This window comes from Prosthecochloris marina (assembly GCF_003182595.1).
GTDB classification, from domain to species: Bacteria; Bacteroidota; Chlorobiia; order Chlorobiales; family Chlorobiaceae; genus Prosthecochloris; species Prosthecochloris marina.
Genome location: NZ_PDNZ01000009.1, coordinates 32,247 through 46,897 on the forward strand (window position 1 = coordinate 32,247; position 14,651 = coordinate 46,897).

The 14,651-nt window shown below is 48.9% G+C and carries 9 protein-coding genes and 1 riboswitch; of the genes, 4 read left to right on the forward strand and 5 right to left on the reverse strand.

The genetic code is table 11. The features are described 5' to 3' along the window. Window positions 1-31: 31 nt before the first annotated feature. Window positions 32-1,177 carry a serine hydrolase domain-containing protein gene (locus tag CR164_RS11545; RefSeq protein ID WP_110024152.1) on the forward strand — a complete coding sequence of 382 codons (1,146 nt, stop codon included), beginning with the start codon at window positions 32-34 and terminating at the stop codon, window positions 1,175-1,177. Between the two features lie 336 nt (window positions 1,178-1,513). On the opposite strand, the gene rnr is transcribed toward CR164_RS11545, so the two are convergent. Next, a complete protein-coding gene (rnr, locus tag CR164_RS11550) occupies window positions 1,514-3,895 on the reverse strand; it encodes a ribonuclease R (RefSeq protein WP_110024153.1) in 2,382 nt (793 codons plus the stop codon). A 460-nt stretch (window positions 3,896-4,355) separates the two neighbouring features. On the opposite strand from rnr, the gene CR164_RS13255 reads away from it, so the two are divergent. Further along, the gene (locus tag CR164_RS13255) at window positions 4,356-4,583 is read left to right on the forward strand and encodes a hypothetical protein (RefSeq protein WP_239994550.1); all 228 of its coding nucleotides are present in this window, start codon (window positions 4,356-4,358) and stop codon (window positions 4,581-4,583) included. Between the two features lie 106 nt (window positions 4,584-4,689). Here the strand turns inward: CR164_RS13255 and recD2 are convergent, their stop codons facing one another. From recD2 to CR164_RS11570, 3 genes are read right to left on the reverse strand one after another with little or no spacing between them, the layout of a single operon-like run. Further along, entirely contained in the window at window positions 4,690-6,876 is a 2,187-nt protein-coding gene (gene recD2 / locus CR164_RS11560) for an SF1B family DNA helicase RecD2 (RefSeq protein ID WP_110024154.1), read from the reverse strand. 6 nt (window positions 6,877-6,882) lie between these two features. After that, window positions 6,883-8,403 carry a hypothetical protein gene (locus CR164_RS11565; protein ID WP_110024155.1) on the reverse strand — a complete coding sequence of 507 codons (1,521 nt, stop codon included), beginning with the start codon at window positions 8,401-8,403 and terminating at the stop codon, window positions 6,883-6,885. Between the two features lie 16 nt (window positions 8,404-8,419). Next, on the reverse strand, window positions 8,420-9,322 hold the full coding sequence (locus CR164_RS11570) for an SDR family NAD(P)-dependent oxidoreductase (RefSeq protein WP_110024156.1): 903 nt from the start codon (window positions 9,320-9,322) through the stop codon (window positions 8,420-8,422). A gap of 516 nt (window positions 9,323-9,838) precedes the next feature. Between CR164_RS11570 and CR164_RS11575 the strand changes: the two genes are divergently transcribed. Both CR164_RS11575 and CR164_RS11580 read left to right on the forward strand, forming a co-directional pair. Beyond that, window positions 9,839-11,200, forward strand: coding sequence for a GNAT family N-acetyltransferase (locus CR164_RS11575; protein ID WP_110024157.1), 1,362 nt, complete (start codon window positions 9,839-9,841; stop codon window positions 11,198-11,200). Window positions 11,201-11,371: 171 nt separating this feature from the next. Then, window positions 11,372-13,357, forward strand: a complete 1,986-nt coding sequence (locus CR164_RS11580; RefSeq protein ID WP_161953527.1) for an ATP-binding protein — start codon at window positions 11,372-11,374, stop codon at window positions 13,355-13,357. Between the two features lie 283 nt (window positions 13,358-13,640). On the opposite strand, the gene ribB is transcribed toward CR164_RS11580, so the two are convergent. After that, a complete protein-coding gene (gene ribB, locus CR164_RS11585) occupies window positions 13,641-14,300 on the reverse strand; it encodes a 3,4-dihydroxy-2-butanone-4-phosphate synthase (protein ID WP_110024159.1) in 660 nt (219 codons plus the stop codon). 61 nt (window positions 14,301-14,361) lie between these two features. Next, window positions 14,362-14,514, reverse strand: a riboswitch (FMN riboswitch). Window positions 14,515-14,651 lie beyond the last annotated feature (137 nt).

A 14,651-nucleotide genomic window follows, 5' to 3' on the forward strand; every position in this document is an offset into this window, starting at 1 on the left:
CCTTTACACAGAGGAGCTTACCGGTTGAGCTATGAAACCACATAAGAGGCTGCATATTTTTCTGGCCGCTGTTCTGTTTGTAACCTCACTCCAAACAACGGCAAGCGCCAACAACAGGTTCAAACCGGTCGAGACTCTGGTGGAACAATCGATTGCCGACAATGTTTTTCCTGCTGCGAGCATCGCCGTCATATACAGGGATAATGTGGTTTTTCACGAAGCGTTCGGCAGGATGACATATGGCAAAAATTCACCTCCTGTCGATACATCAACCATCTTCGACATAGCATCTCTGACCAAACCGATAGTCACCACGAGCATCATCATGCAACTCAGCGAAAGGGATTCGCTGGACATAGATGCACCTGTATCACGTTATATTCCCGAGTTCGCACGAAATGGTAAGGAAAATGTCACTATCAAAAACCTGCTCCTGCACAATTCCGGACTCATTGCCCACAGATTCCTGATCAAAACCTGCCGAACGGCCGATGAAGCTACGGCATCCATCTACAATGAACCGCTCCGAACACAGACAGGCACAAAGACAACATACAGCGATCTCGGCTTTATCACCCTCGGTAAAGTCATCGAGCGGATAACAGGTAATTCGCTCGAGGAAAACTTCAGCACACGTTTTTCCAAGCCTCTCGGCATGCAGTCGACATTGTTCAATCCTCCCGAGTCACTTCATTCAGAAATAGCACCAACGGAAAAAGACGCTCTTTGGTCTCTCACCGAAACGAGACCTCTCGTACACGACCACAACGCCGCCCTTCTTGGAGGAGTTGCCGGACATGCAGGGCTGTTCTCAACAACCGAAGACCTTCTCGTTTTTGTGCAGATGCTCATGCAGGAAGGGAGTTACAACGACAGCGTTTTTTTCTCACCCTCGACCTTGAAACACTTTACCCGAAGAAACCAGGGTTCACGAGCTCTTGGCTGGGACCTTCGCTCCCTGAACGGGCGATCCTCGTCCGGCCAATATTTTTCCACCAGCACATACGGACACCTTGGGTTTACCGGCACCAGTATATGGATAGATCCGGAAAAAGAGCTTGCTGTCATAACACTCACCAACCGGGTTCATCCCACATCGGAAAACACCAAAATCCGCAGGTTCCGCCCCCTCCTGCACGACACGGTCATCAAATGCCTGGATCTTGACGATAAGTGAAACGTAATTCATGGGGTAGCATGATATCTTTTTTTCATCCTCGATCAAGCGGAGCATGGCCCGGGGATCCGTCCTTTAAGCGTGAATCACCATGGATGCCACATCAAGTGCGGCATGACACCTCTTTCCTCCGTCATCCTCGGGCAAGCGAAGCGCGACCCGGGGATCCATGAGCGTCCTTGTTTTTCACCATGGACGCCGCATCAAGTGCGGCATGACTTCCCGCCATTACCGATTACCTACAACCCCATTACCTTTCTTGAGGGGGAACGATGCTCGAATCGTGAGTCATCAATAAGCGGACGGGAAAAAAACAGCCAAGTGGATAGCTTGACCCTACGCCAGCTGCAGATCGATCGTCCTGCGCTGCATGTCCACTTTCAAAATCTTCACCTTGGTGCGATTGCCGATCTGCAGTCTTTTTTTTCTGCGTTTACCGATCAGCGAATAGGTCGATTCATCATATTCGTAGTAATCGTCCGTTAAATTTTTCATATGCACCAGACCTTCTATCGCGAATTCTTCAAGCCTGACGTAAATGCCGAATTCAGTTGCACCTGAAATGATTCCCGAATACACTTTTCCTACATGGGACGACATGTACTCAACCTGCTTCAACTTGATAGACTCGCGTTCAGCTTCCATAGCGCTCTTTTCCCGCTCGTTGGCAACCTGACAAACCTGCTCTATTTTTGCAGAAATATCAGTCAGCCGCTTTGAAGGAATTTTTCTGCGGCTTTTACGATAAGCCTCATATTCAAATAACAGGCGATGAACAACCAGGTCCGGATACCGTCTGATCGGAGAGGTAAAATGAGTATAATGCTCGAAACCAAGTCCGAAATGCCCGTCATTTGCACTGGTATACTGGGCCTTGGCCATAGAACGTAAAACAAGTTCATTGACCATGAACTCGACGTTGGTGCCATGTACCTGTTTCAACAGATCACGAAGAGCCTTTGAACTGATCTTCGGTACCCCACCCTTCCCTTTGCCGTTAAGCTGAAGACTGTAGCCGATCTTGCGGACGAAATTCGCAAGAATGCCGACCTTTTCTTCCTGCGGTGCACCGTGCACCCTGTATATGGCTGGATGTCCAGGTTTGTTTTTCAGTGCGAATTTCGTGCTGATATATTCGGCAACTTTGCGGTTGGCGAGCAGCATAAACTCCTCGATCAGTCTATGACTATCGAGCCGCTCTTTCTTTACCAGTTCAACCGGTTCACCCTTACTGCCAAGCTTGAACCGCACCTCTTCAGTTTCAAATTCAAGCCCGCCTTCACTGAGCCTTTTATCACGAAGGCTCGTGCTGATTTTGTCCAGCAGTTTCAGTTCCCTGAAATATCTTCCCTTGCCATTGTTGAGCACTTCCTGGACATCTTCATAGGTAAAGCGCTTTTTTGAATTGATCACCGTTTTTGCAAACTCGTGCTGCGTCACCTCCCCGTTCACTTTCATTTTGAAGAAAACGGAAAACGCCATACGGTCAACACCGGGATTAAGACTGCAAATCTGTTCGGAAAGCCTCGACGGAAGCATGGGAATAACGCGGTCCACCAGATAAACCGAAGTAGCCCGTTTCAGCGCTTCCCGGTCAAGAGGAGAGTCCTCCTCGACATAATGCGATACATCCGCAATATGCACTCCGACTCTGTAAAGCCCCCTGGAAAGTGTTTCAACAGAAAGAGCATCGTCGAAATCTTTCGCATCGACAGGGTCGATGGTAAACACCGTTTTATCACGAATATCTATCCGGCCTTCTATATCGGAGTCTGAAATATCTTCACTCAGAGATTCAACATACTGAAGCAACCCTTCATCGAAGGTTTCATCAATTCCTCTACTCCTCGCTATGGCGCTGACTTCCACCTCCGATGCCCCTGCATCTCCAAGAACTTCAAGAACAACGGCACGTACATCCCCGTTTTTCTGAAACTCGAGATTACCCGCAACAACTTTCTGGCCGTCGACTGCACCTCCGGAATCCTTGATCCTGACATTGATCTGTGGCAGAATTTTTTTCAGGTCGGGTATCAGAACAAATTTTCGGTTTTTACGGACAAGCGTTCCTACGATCGTATGAAGAGCTCGGTTGATGACTTTTGTAACAAGACCTTCACATCGCTGGTGCGGTGTTTGCTGAGATTGGTAGGTTTTGGGAACTTTGGTAACCAGAACCTCGACCTCGTCACCATGTATCGCATCACCGAGAGATTCAGCCTTTATGAAAATATCATCATCGTAACCTTCGACCTCTACAAAACCATATCCATTCGGATGGGTTATGATTGCCCCGGTATACAACTGATCAACCTTGTAATGCTGCTTATCCGGGCGGGGAAATTGCCTGGTCTGCACAAGCACGTCTTCATACGTCGGAAGCTCCTGCCCGGCAAGCCCGTAACAACGTTTCGAATCCTTGTCGAGCACCCCTTCTTCCTGCAACTTGTGCAACACATACCAGAACCCGGGAAGATGTCGGGACTCTTCGTAACCAAGAGTCTTGGCAAGTTCGACGGAACGGAACCGTTCACCTTCATGGTCCGATAAAAAATTGATGATCTCAGAGGCAATCGAGGCTTCACCTTTCCTGACCAGAAACTCGTTGATCAGAATATGGTCGTTCGGCTTGACCCGCTTTTCACCGGGTGAATGAGGAATGTTTTTCTTTTTTCTTTTCGGCGATTTCGTCTTCTGGTCCTTCTTTCTTCTTCCCACGCAATAATCTTTTTTAATAATTTTCAATTGAGCAATGACTTTCAGCAATCATTCATCTTCAGGTATCCACTCTTTTCACCATTTAATGAACACAGAAGGCATTTTTCCCACACTATAGCAACGCAGAAGCAGCCTAAGGTGTTAATATTAAAAAGAAAATCTTCATAACCAATTATGTTTCAAACATTTCACACGATATTGCCGCAATCATCGACCGTTGCATCATGGAGCAACACCATCATCACGCCCCGGCAAAAAGCATTGGAACAGCTTTTTTCCTTAATCTCGGATTCACCGTGATAGAGATAATCGAGGGATCCTGACCAATAGCACAGCTATTCTTGCCGACGCCGTACACGATCTTGGTGATTCCATTGCCCTGGGACAGGCGTGATATTTCGAAAGATGTTCAAATGAAACAGGCAACTTCAGGTACACCTACGGTTACCGGCACTTCTCCCTGTTAAGGGCGATAATCAGTACCGTTATTCTGTTTGGCAGCTCATTCTATAGCATCCTTGAAGCTTTGCCCAGAATAGTTTCTCCTGAAAAAACGGATGCACAAAGCATGACTCTGCTTGCGGTATTCGGCATAGTTGTTAACGGTATCTCGATGGCCGGCACATCGTATTTTCCGTTCATCTTGAAGTCGACGCAGACCTTGCCCCAAAGAAATACAGCCGGGTAAAAGAGACAATGTGTAATCTTGTCGACAAATACGGTATCTCTCACTCAACTGTCGAAATCGAGTTCCCCGAAGAAACCTGTAGAAACGTCAATAACGATGAGTGCAACTAACGTTCTTTACGGATCTTTTCTGCAAGGTTGGTAAGCCTTCCCTTCGCTTCACTGTTGCTTACTGCTGCCGCGAGCGCCCTGGGTTGTCCGATGATCATGACAAGCTTCTTGCCGCGCGTGACCGCCGTGTAAAGAAGGTTACGCTGAAGAAGCATATAATGCTGCATCGCCAGAGGAATAACCACCGCACTATACTCCGATCCCTGGCTTTTATGAATGGTGGTCGCATAAGCCAGCGCCAGCTCGTCAAGTTCACCGAACTCATACTCGACCTGCCGTTTATCGAAATCGACAACGACGATGTTTTCCTCTTTATCAACTGCACGGATAACTCCGATATCCCCGTTGAATACCTCTTTATCATAGTTATTGACGAGTTGAATAACCTTGTCACCTTCAGAGTAATCGGTCCCGAAACGTACAACGCCACTCCCACTGTTGGGGTTCAGCTCTTTTTGCAATGCTGCATTGAGAGCGTTCGTACCGAGTCCCCCGCGGTTCATCGGCGTCAATACCTGGATATCCCTGACAGGATCGAATCCGAACCTGAGAGGAATACGTTTCAATACCACTTCCAGCAACTTCGCGTGAATATCTTCCTGCTCTCCTGCAGGGACAAAATAGAAATCGGTAAGCGCGTCACCATGATGGTTGAGCGGCATTTCTCCCCGATTGATTCTGTGAGCGTTGATGATAATCCCCGACTCGGAAGCCTGACGGAAAATCTCGGTCAATCTCACGACAGGAACAGCTCCGGAAGAGATGACATCGCCAAGAACCGCCCCTGGACCGACTGAAGGCAGCTGATCCGCGTCACCCACCAGAATTACGGCAGCACGTTCCGGTACGGCGGCAAGGAGTTTCCCCATGAGCAACACATCGATCATAGAAGATTCGTCAACAACGATAAGATCGGCATTCAGAGGATTGTCCCTGCCACGCTTGAAATCAAAAGAGTGCGGGTCGAACTCGAGGAGACGATGGATGGTTTTCGCTTCGAAACCTGTCGATTCAGTAAGCCGTTTCGCTGCCCTCCCGGTCGGAGCGCATAACGCAACGTTCAATCCTTTTGCACGAATGATCTGCAGAATCGTGTTCACCAATGTCGTCTTTCCGACGCCGGGACCACCGGTAATCACAAGAAACTTGCTGCAAAGCACGAGCTTCAGCGCTTCTTCCTGCGATGCCGAAAGCGCCAAACCGGTCAGTTTTTCCACCTCATCAAGAGCCTGCACGGCATCGATACTGCCCCAGGGCAGCTCGCCCATGCCCAACCTTCGAACCGATACGGCAACACTGTTTTCCGCCCTGTAGAGTGGGGCGAGGTAAATACACGGAACACCGTTTATCTCATCCCGGACAAGTCCACCGCCCACTATTTCTTCCTTTACAGCCTCTTCAACAACCTGACCGGAAACACCCAGAAGCTCAACCGACTTCTCGATGAGCCGCTCTTTTGTCATCGCACAATGACCTTCACCCGATATTTCCTGTAACACATGACGAATACCGGCGCGTGCTCGTAAAGGCGAGTCGGGAGGTGTTCCCAACTTCGATGCGATGGTGTCTGCAGTTTTGAAACCGATCCCCTGAATGTCGAGTACCAGGCGATAGGGATTCCCGGTAACGGTCGTGATTGCCTTGTCACCGTATGTTTTGTAGATTCTCACCGCTCTTGCCGTCCCAACCCCGTGAGACTGCAGAAAAACCATGATGTCTCTGACCGCTTTTTGTTCCTGCCACGCCTCGACAATCATCTCCTTGCGTTTTGCACCGATTCCCGGCAGAGTGCACAATTTCTCCGGATCGTTTTCGATAACCGAAAAAACCTTTTCCCCGAACGCATCGACAAGCACCTTTGCGAAATGCTGTCCTACCCCTTTCACCATTCCCGAAGCAAGGTATTTTTCAATTCCTTCCGTCGTTGCCGGAGCAACCACCGCCAGTTCACGAGCCTTGAACTGCATCCCGTAAGTCCTGTCATTGTTCCATTCACCGACACATTCCACGAACTCGCCTGAAGAAACAGCAGCAACATACCCCGTAACCGTGACCGGTTCACGGCTGCCTTTTACCCGGACTCGCAAAACGCTGAATCCTGAATCTTCACTGTGAAAAACGATTCGCTCTACGGTACCCGAAAGGCGCTCGATTTTGGGATCAGCCGACAAGGATTCCTGCATCTGCAATCATTTCTTGTACACTTTCTGCAAAACAGCGTCAAGCTGCTCGAGTGTCATTTCTTTTTTTCCACTTCTGTTTACTGACGGATAAGATGCCGAAACCGGCGGAGGAGAAGAAGAAAATGCAGGACCGGAAACAGAAAATGCAGAAGATGTTTTTACCTTTTCAAGGCCGCTACTCACAACAGTAACCACTTCATAGTTACCGGGCTGAACATTGTAAGGCAGAAAAAACTTTGCTGTACTGCTGTTAAATCCCGGTGGCCTTGACACGTCACGGATAACAGGCTCCATAACAGGACGGCCGTTATGCTGAAGGATACGTTTTTCCCTGACCGTTACATTTCGTTCACCGTGAGAACCCCGTAGGTAGTAATCGACTGTGGCTGTCAACATGCCCCCCGGCCTTGCAACTCCCGGAACGACGGTAGAATTATCTATCCGCACCACTTCCTCGTCAACGACACTGAAGGTCACCCTGTTTTTTTGTTCATGCTGATGAACAAGCCTGACCTCGTAGATTCCCTGTTTGAAGTTATAGCGACAGGAATCCAGTATCTCTCCCGCTTCATGCTCCAAAACAATATTCCTTTCCCGAATAGACTCGCCGTCGCGATACCATTGTACAGCAAAAGCGCTGTCCCGGGCAACGACACCTCTGTATTTCACATAGTAATACAGCGGCCTCTCTCCCGAAGTGAAAAATTCACTCCGTCCTGCAAAACCGCTGCCGGTTACGTTGTCCGTCACCAGTGCACCGACAATATGTATATCACCTGTACTTTTTTCATCATGAGAGGCATCCGACCCGGATTTCTGAATGTACTGTCGATACTCGCGGTCAATGCTCCTCCTGCGATCTTCATACTGAGCGGCTGAAATTTCTTTACGTTTCCATTCTTTTTCCAACTCGCCGACTTTTTCCTGATACTCGTCAAGGTATTTCTGCCGTATCGCTCCTTCAGGATCATTCAGTTGTGAAGCAGCATCATAGACGATGATGTCGAATGTATAGAGCACGTTCTGACCGAGATATTCGATACCGCGAACCAGCGAATTTCCGGGAATGAAACTGAATAACGTAACCCCTACAATGAGGATAGCAACTATTTTGGACGATTTCTCATAGCTTACGAGGGCGTAACTCCCTCCCCACGTCATTGCAAAAAATACAATCGTCAAAGCTACCCAACGACCCACTCCAAGCTCGGAGAAAAAATCCGGAGCGGCGAACCCCAGAATAGCCATCAGATGGAGATAGAGCGTAAGAATTCCAAGACTCACCGTCTTTCCCTTTCCGAAAACCGCCTTGACAGAATCAAAAAAGAAGCAAAGCAAACCGGCACACGCACCTGCGAGAGCAAAAATCACCGCTGCAAGCCCGGACCATCCCAGGTACATCGACAGAAAGAGCAGAACCACCAACCCGGCAACAGTAATCAACAAAGCACTAAAAAAAGAAACAGTCACTCCTGCAAGAGAAAAAGAGCGCGATTGTAAACGCTCCAGAATCTGTTTTACATCCATTAAACCTCCTTATAACCTACCACTTGATTCCTGTCATTTTTTCGGATATTTCCCATAGTTCGCCTGCAACCGTCATATCCCTGGAACGTTTGCTTGAACGAACCCTCACAGGATAACCCCGTACCTCCCCTCTGCCGTCAGGTCCGAAATATTCTCCGCCATGAACATCGGGAGCGGTCGCTGCATACAGCATGGGTAAAGCACCCATTTCGGGAGACTGGGCAAAAAACCTGTTCACGAGCGCAAGCCACCCCTGATGCCGCTGCAGCTCGGTAGCAGCCCAGCCAGGATGCGCCGCGACCGAAAGCATACTTGTGCCTTCAACATCGAGGCGCCGCTGCAGTTCTTTTGTAAAATAAAGGTTTGCCAGTTTGCTGTCACCATATGCCTGCCATCTGTTATACCTCCGTTTTTCCCAGTTGAGATCGTCAAAATCAAGCATTCCAAAGGAATGAGCACCACTGCTTACCGTCACCACCCGGCTGCCCGGCACTTTTTTCAGTATATCGATCAGCAAAACCGTCAAGGCAAAGTGACCGAGGTGGTTCGTACCGAACTGCAGCTCGAACCCGTCCACCGTTTTCCCATACGGACATGCCATGACACCGGCATTGTTGATCAACAGGTCAAGGCGTGAATACCGTTTTTTGAACTCCTCGGTAAACCGCCTTATCGATGCAAGGCCGGCAAGGTCGAGTTCCATAACCTCTACATCAGCCCGGGAGTTTTCTTTCCTGATCTTTTCCAGCGCCACAGAACCTTTCGCGGGATCACGCACAGCCATCACAACCTTTGCTTTTTTTTCGGCAAGTGCCCGTGCAATCTCAAAACCCAGCCCGCTCCCGGCACCGGTCACTATAGCAACCTTCCCGCTCTGGTCGAGCATCAACCGAGTACTCCATTGTTCGTTTTTTGCCATGGTCAATCGATATTCGGCCCCAAAAACAGGCGTTCAACAGAAACAGATCATCTCCAACCATCCATAACACAACCTTCGATTTCGAACGACTCCATTGTAAGTTACCAACAAACTCGGAAAAATCTCTTCCCGTACAACTTCACCTCTGCTCTTACCGACACACAAGAAAACTCTCATCTTCGTCAAACAAAGACAATGCGTATCGGCAATGTTTTTTTGAAGCTTACAATCCCTGTTTTTCACTGTAAAGAATCATCCCCGCTTTCAACCCGGTCAAGGAAAACAATCAAGTACACCCATACTTATTGACCGGAACAGCGATACAAGCCGAAATCCATCCTGTTCCAACTACACAGGAATATGAGTATATTGACAACAAGACATCCCTTTTCCCATCGTATGAGGAGTGAAAACGTACCCCCGGGACATAGAGCTTTATCGTTTCAGACAGCAACAATTCAACATTGAAACGTGTTTTTCACATGATTTCCCAATCGATTCAAATTTCAATCCATAATGCAATTTCATATTGAAAAAGCCGCTTCTCATGACCGTGACGCTATCCTCAACGTTATGGAACCATGGAATATGCACCACGTTCCTTCCGCTGAAATGGCCGAGCTCGATCTGTCATGTTTCTTTGTAGCGCGGGTATCAGGGAACATCGTCGGCGCTGCCGGCTACAAGGTCTTGACACCGGAAAAAGGAAAAACAACCCTGCTTGGCATCCTGCCGGAATTTTCGGGCATGGTCATCGGCCGGGCTCTCCAGGATGCAAGACTGCAAGCCATGCATGCAGCCGACGTCAAAACAGTTGAAACAAATGCCGACCGGATCGAAACGATAATCTGGTATAAAAAGCACTACGGTTACCATGAAATCGGATCCTTGAAAAAAGTCTGCGATTTCAGCCTTTCCGATGTCGATCACTGGACAACGCTCGAGATGGACCTCGATGCTTACATGAAGACGAAAAACGATCGTGAGGCAAGACGAAAAACCTATATCGACCGTAACGACCCTCATCCCTTATCGACTTACGAACCTCTTATCATCAATGCATGCCTGACCGGAATGGTGCCGACAAAGTTCAGTAACCCTCACGTACCCATACATCCCGACGAAATCATCGAAGATGCCGTCAAGGTATTCGATGCCGGTGCGAGAATTGTTCATCTTCATGCCAGGGATGAAAACGGGGATCCCACTCCGGATGCCAAACATTATGAAAAAATCATCGGTGCAATCAGAAAAGAACGGCCGGAAATGGTTTGTTGTGTCACGACATCCGGCAGAAGCTGGAAAGAGTTCGAACAACGATCCGAAGTTCTGTTTCTAAGCGGACAAGCCAAACCCGACATGGCCAGTTTGACACTCGGATCTCTGAACTTTTTTACCGGCCCGAGCCTCAACTCGATCGAGATGATAGAGCGTCTCGCCATGACCATGAAAGCACAGGGCATCAAACCGGAAATGGAGGTATTCGATACCGGGATGATCAACCTTGCAAAATATCTCGAACGTAACAGGCTTATTTCAGGAAAGAAGTATTTTAACTTACTTTTCGGCAATATCAACACTGCACCGGCGACGATTACAAGCCTTGCCCTCCTGACACAGGCACTACCTGAAAATTCAGTTTGGGCCGGAACAGGACTCGGCCAATTCCAGCTCCCGATGAATACAGCCGCAATCGTCGCAGGAGGTCATGTACGGGTCGGAATAGAAGACTCGATTTATTTTGATTACCGGAAAGAAACGCTGGCGACCAATGAACAGCTTGTCGGAAGAGTTGCACATATCGCTGAACAAATGCAGCGGCCTCTTGCAACTCCGGAGCAAACAAGGCAATTGATCGGATTGGAAATAGAGGAATAAAGGGTAATAAAAAACGCATTAAACCAAAAAGATGCACGTCAACAGGCTTAACACAAAAAAACGGCACAAACGTAGCGTTGAAACTCGATGGGCCTCTGTGGCCGAAAATTCGTCCGGACTGAACCTGGCAGACTGTTTGCAAACCGGCATTCAACCTCAGGGAGGCGTTTCATGAACGATTCAGCCACACAACATAACACCTGGAGTCTGGCTGAAAAAACCGTTGTTCTCAACGGCTATGCCTATGGAAGCCATTATCCTGTCATTATAGCCTCGGTAACCGGTCATGCACTCGAGGAGGAACAGCTTGCAGCGCTCACACAGCTATTGTATCGTGCAGTGCCTGTCCTTGAACGCTCCGTAGAGGCACCGGTTACCACATCGGACAATGATTTTCGCAGGTCTCTTGAATGGCTTCTCAATACCATACATGCGGTTCAAAGAACCGCCAACCTGCCTGTTTATGAACACGGCCGGATTCTTTCCATCGAGCAAGATCATGCAAGATTTTTCCTGCCGACAGGTATCGGCAATGTAAAGCCGCTCCTGGATATGCTACGTGTTATGCTGGAATTGATGGGGCACCACGCTCAGGGAAAAGATGCACAAAAACAGTTGAAAAAGTTTGTCCAGGCAATCATTTATCTCCAGAAAACCAGCCCAAAAGGTGGAAACATACCTTTTTTCATTCAAGCTGCACTGAAAGCAGGTATTCCATTCCAGGAACTTCTCTCTCAGACGTTTCAATATGGAGAAGGAAAACAGGGACGATGGATGCGCAGCTCCCTGACCGAAGAAACAACGATGATTGCCACTACGTTTTCCCGGAACAAGCTGATTGGCTCAATGTTATTGCGGCGGGCCGGTATTCCGGTACCGGACAATAAAATAGCCATCAACGCAGAGAAGGCGGCAAGAATAGCTGAAAATCTTGGATACCCTGTGGTGGTAAAACCCATAGACCGCGATGGCGGCATCGGGGTTGCTGCCGACCTGCAGAACCATGAGGAATTGATAACAGCATTTAAAAACGCACAAAAATATTCCAAGAACATTCTGGTTGAAAAACATTTCGAGGGCAAAGATTATCGCGTGACCGTATTTCAAGATGAAGTTCTCTCAGCGGTCGAACGGGTACCCGGAGGGGTTACCGGAGACGGCAAACACACCGTTCGCGAACTGTTCGACCAACTCAACGCCGACCCGCTCCGCGGAGAAGGCAAACATGCCCCGTTGAAAAAGATGATGTGGAACAATGAAGCCCTAATATTACTGAAACATGCAGGACTGAATGAATCTTCCATACCTGCACCCGGCGAGTTCGTCCGTCTGCGCCGTACGGCCAACGTAGCATCAGGAGGCGTTCCGGTCGCTGTTTTCGATACGATGCACCCCGATAACAAGCATCTTGCAATCCGTGCAGCACAAGCGTTACGCCTTGATCTTGCAGGCGTCGATATATTGATACCGGATATCGCCACATCATGGCGTGAATCCGGTGCCGCTATTTGTGAGGTCAATGGACAGCCTAATTTAGGCCGCATAACCGAAGAAAAAGATCTGTTCACTCCGATTCTGCGCAAGCTGATACCCGGTGACGGTCGAATTCCAATTGCCGTGGTGTTTGGTGACCCCTCATCCGATGCTTTGGCAGTAGAGCTTGAAAAACGACTGCTGAAACAAGGCATTGGTGTAGGATGTCATAATGCCGAATGTGTCAGAATAAACGGCGAAGTCGTCATGGATGGAAACGTCAACCCCTGGACCGCAGGGCAAATGCTCATAATCAACCGGAACGTTGAAGCAATCGTACTGAACATCAGTGACGAAAGTGTATTGTCCACAGGATTGCCATTCGCCCGGTTCGACCTCTTCCTGCTTGCAGGTGAACATATCACGGCTTCCGACAATACCGGCAACCCTGCCTCCGACAATATCACACAGGATCTGCTGGAACTCATCCTTCCGGCCTGCGATGGAACATTGTTGTCTATCGAAAGCAATAAACCGAATACCGACGGTTACAAACATCTGACCTCTGCCGCAAGGGAAAAAGCAGCTACGACAAGCGAAGTAATCGAAACCGCCACCGCGGCGATGCTTGCATTCAGGGAAAAGCATTTTCTCAGCGAAAAGAGCGCCCCTGCGGTTCCCTGATTCCATAATGATTTCACGGGGAAATTGGATGCCGCATCAAGTGCGGCATGACTCCTTTCTCCCAATCATCCTCCAGCATGGCTCCCCCTCTCCCAGTCATCCTCGGGCAAGCGAAGCGCGACCCGGGGATCCATCTTTCAATGAATGTCGCCATGGATGCCGCCCCATGAAATAGATGTTTGGATTTCACAGATCGGCATGACTCGCCGCCAACGGCCACCTCCATTCCCTATTCCCCATTACCTACTCTACCCATCTGCCCTTTGCCTTTTTCCCTTCGAGGTCAAGCGACCTTGCCCGAAGAAGATGGTTGATTTCTATATGCCACAATATCTTCAATCCCCAGCACCGGAAAACCATGCTCTTCTGCAAAAGCAACAGTTTGCGACAAATCGGCCATCGTACCGTCCCGGTTGGTGAGTTCACAGAGAACCCCATATGGTTTGAGACCGGCAAGCTTCATAAGGTCGACTGTCGCTTCCGTATGACCTGCGCGCTCGAGGACTCCGCCCGGTCTGGCTTTGAGCGGAAAAATATGTCCCGGCCGGTTAAGGTCCGACGGCCTTGCACGATCCGCAATCGCGGCCTTGACGGTCTTCACGCGATCCGATGCTGAAACCCCGGTCGTAACGCCTTCAGCCGCTTCGATAGAAACCGTAAACGCTGTCTGAAACCCACTGGTATTTTTTTCCACCATCATCGACAGCTCGAGTGAACGGATCTTTTCACCGCTCATGCACAGACACACTATACCGCTGCATTCACGTATAAGCATAGCCATCTGTGATACCGTTACCGATTCGGCAGGAAAAATAAGATCGGCCTCGTTTTCCCGGTCCAGTGCGTCGGCAACGAGAACACCACTGCCTCTACGCAGGGCCTCGAGCGCCTTGTCAACACGTTCGAACTGATCTCCAAATTTTTCGAAAAGAATCCGATTCATGGGAACAACTGTTTAAAAATTGTAAATAACATGAATCAGGGCGCAGGAATGCGGTAGGCATTCTTATTCTCTTTCATCCGGACTGTAACCGTCGGCTTTGGCATTTCACCAAATCTGCTGACCTCTCCCGAAAATCTGGAGAGCGCTTGCGGGCTCCCCGGCACTAAGCCGAGACACCGCCGGTAGGGATTTTCACCCCGCCCTGAGAATAAGTTTTATACTATTTGCGAAAGCAGGGTAAAAAGATACAAATACTCCTGCTATTTCAAAAGCAAGACCAATACTATAACGCTTTATCCTGTAAGCGCTTCTGTAATTCGCAGTTGCAACTAACCTTCTTGACAAGGTTGC

Bases quoted from the DNA above. Each gene is read 5' to 3' on its own strand.
- CR164_RS11545 (WP_110024152.1), top strand. From the start codon at position 32: ATGAAACCACATAAGAGGCTGCATATTTTTCTGGCCGCTGTTCTGTTT.
- recD2 (WP_110024154.1), bottom strand. From the start codon at position 6,876: ATGCAGGAATCCTTGTCGGCTGATCCCAAAATCGAGCGCCTTTCGGGT.
- CR164_RS11565 (WP_110024155.1), bottom strand. From the start codon at position 8,403: ATGGATGTAAAACAGATTCTGGAGCGTTTACAATCGCGCTCTTTTTCT.
- CR164_RS11570 (WP_110024156.1), bottom strand. From the start codon at position 9,322: ATGGCAAAAAACGAACAATGGAGTACTCGGTTGATGCTCGACCAGAGC.
- CR164_RS11575 (WP_110024157.1), top strand. From the start codon at position 9,839: ATGCAATTTCATATTGAAAAAGCCGCTTCTCATGACCGTGACGCTATC.
- CR164_RS11580 (WP_161953527.1), top strand. From the start codon at position 11,372: ATGAACGATTCAGCCACACAACATAACACCTGGAGTCTGGCTGAAAAA.
- ribB (WP_110024159.1), bottom strand. From the start codon at position 14,300: ATGAATCGGATTCTTTTCGAAAAATTTGGAGATCAGTTCGAACGTGTT.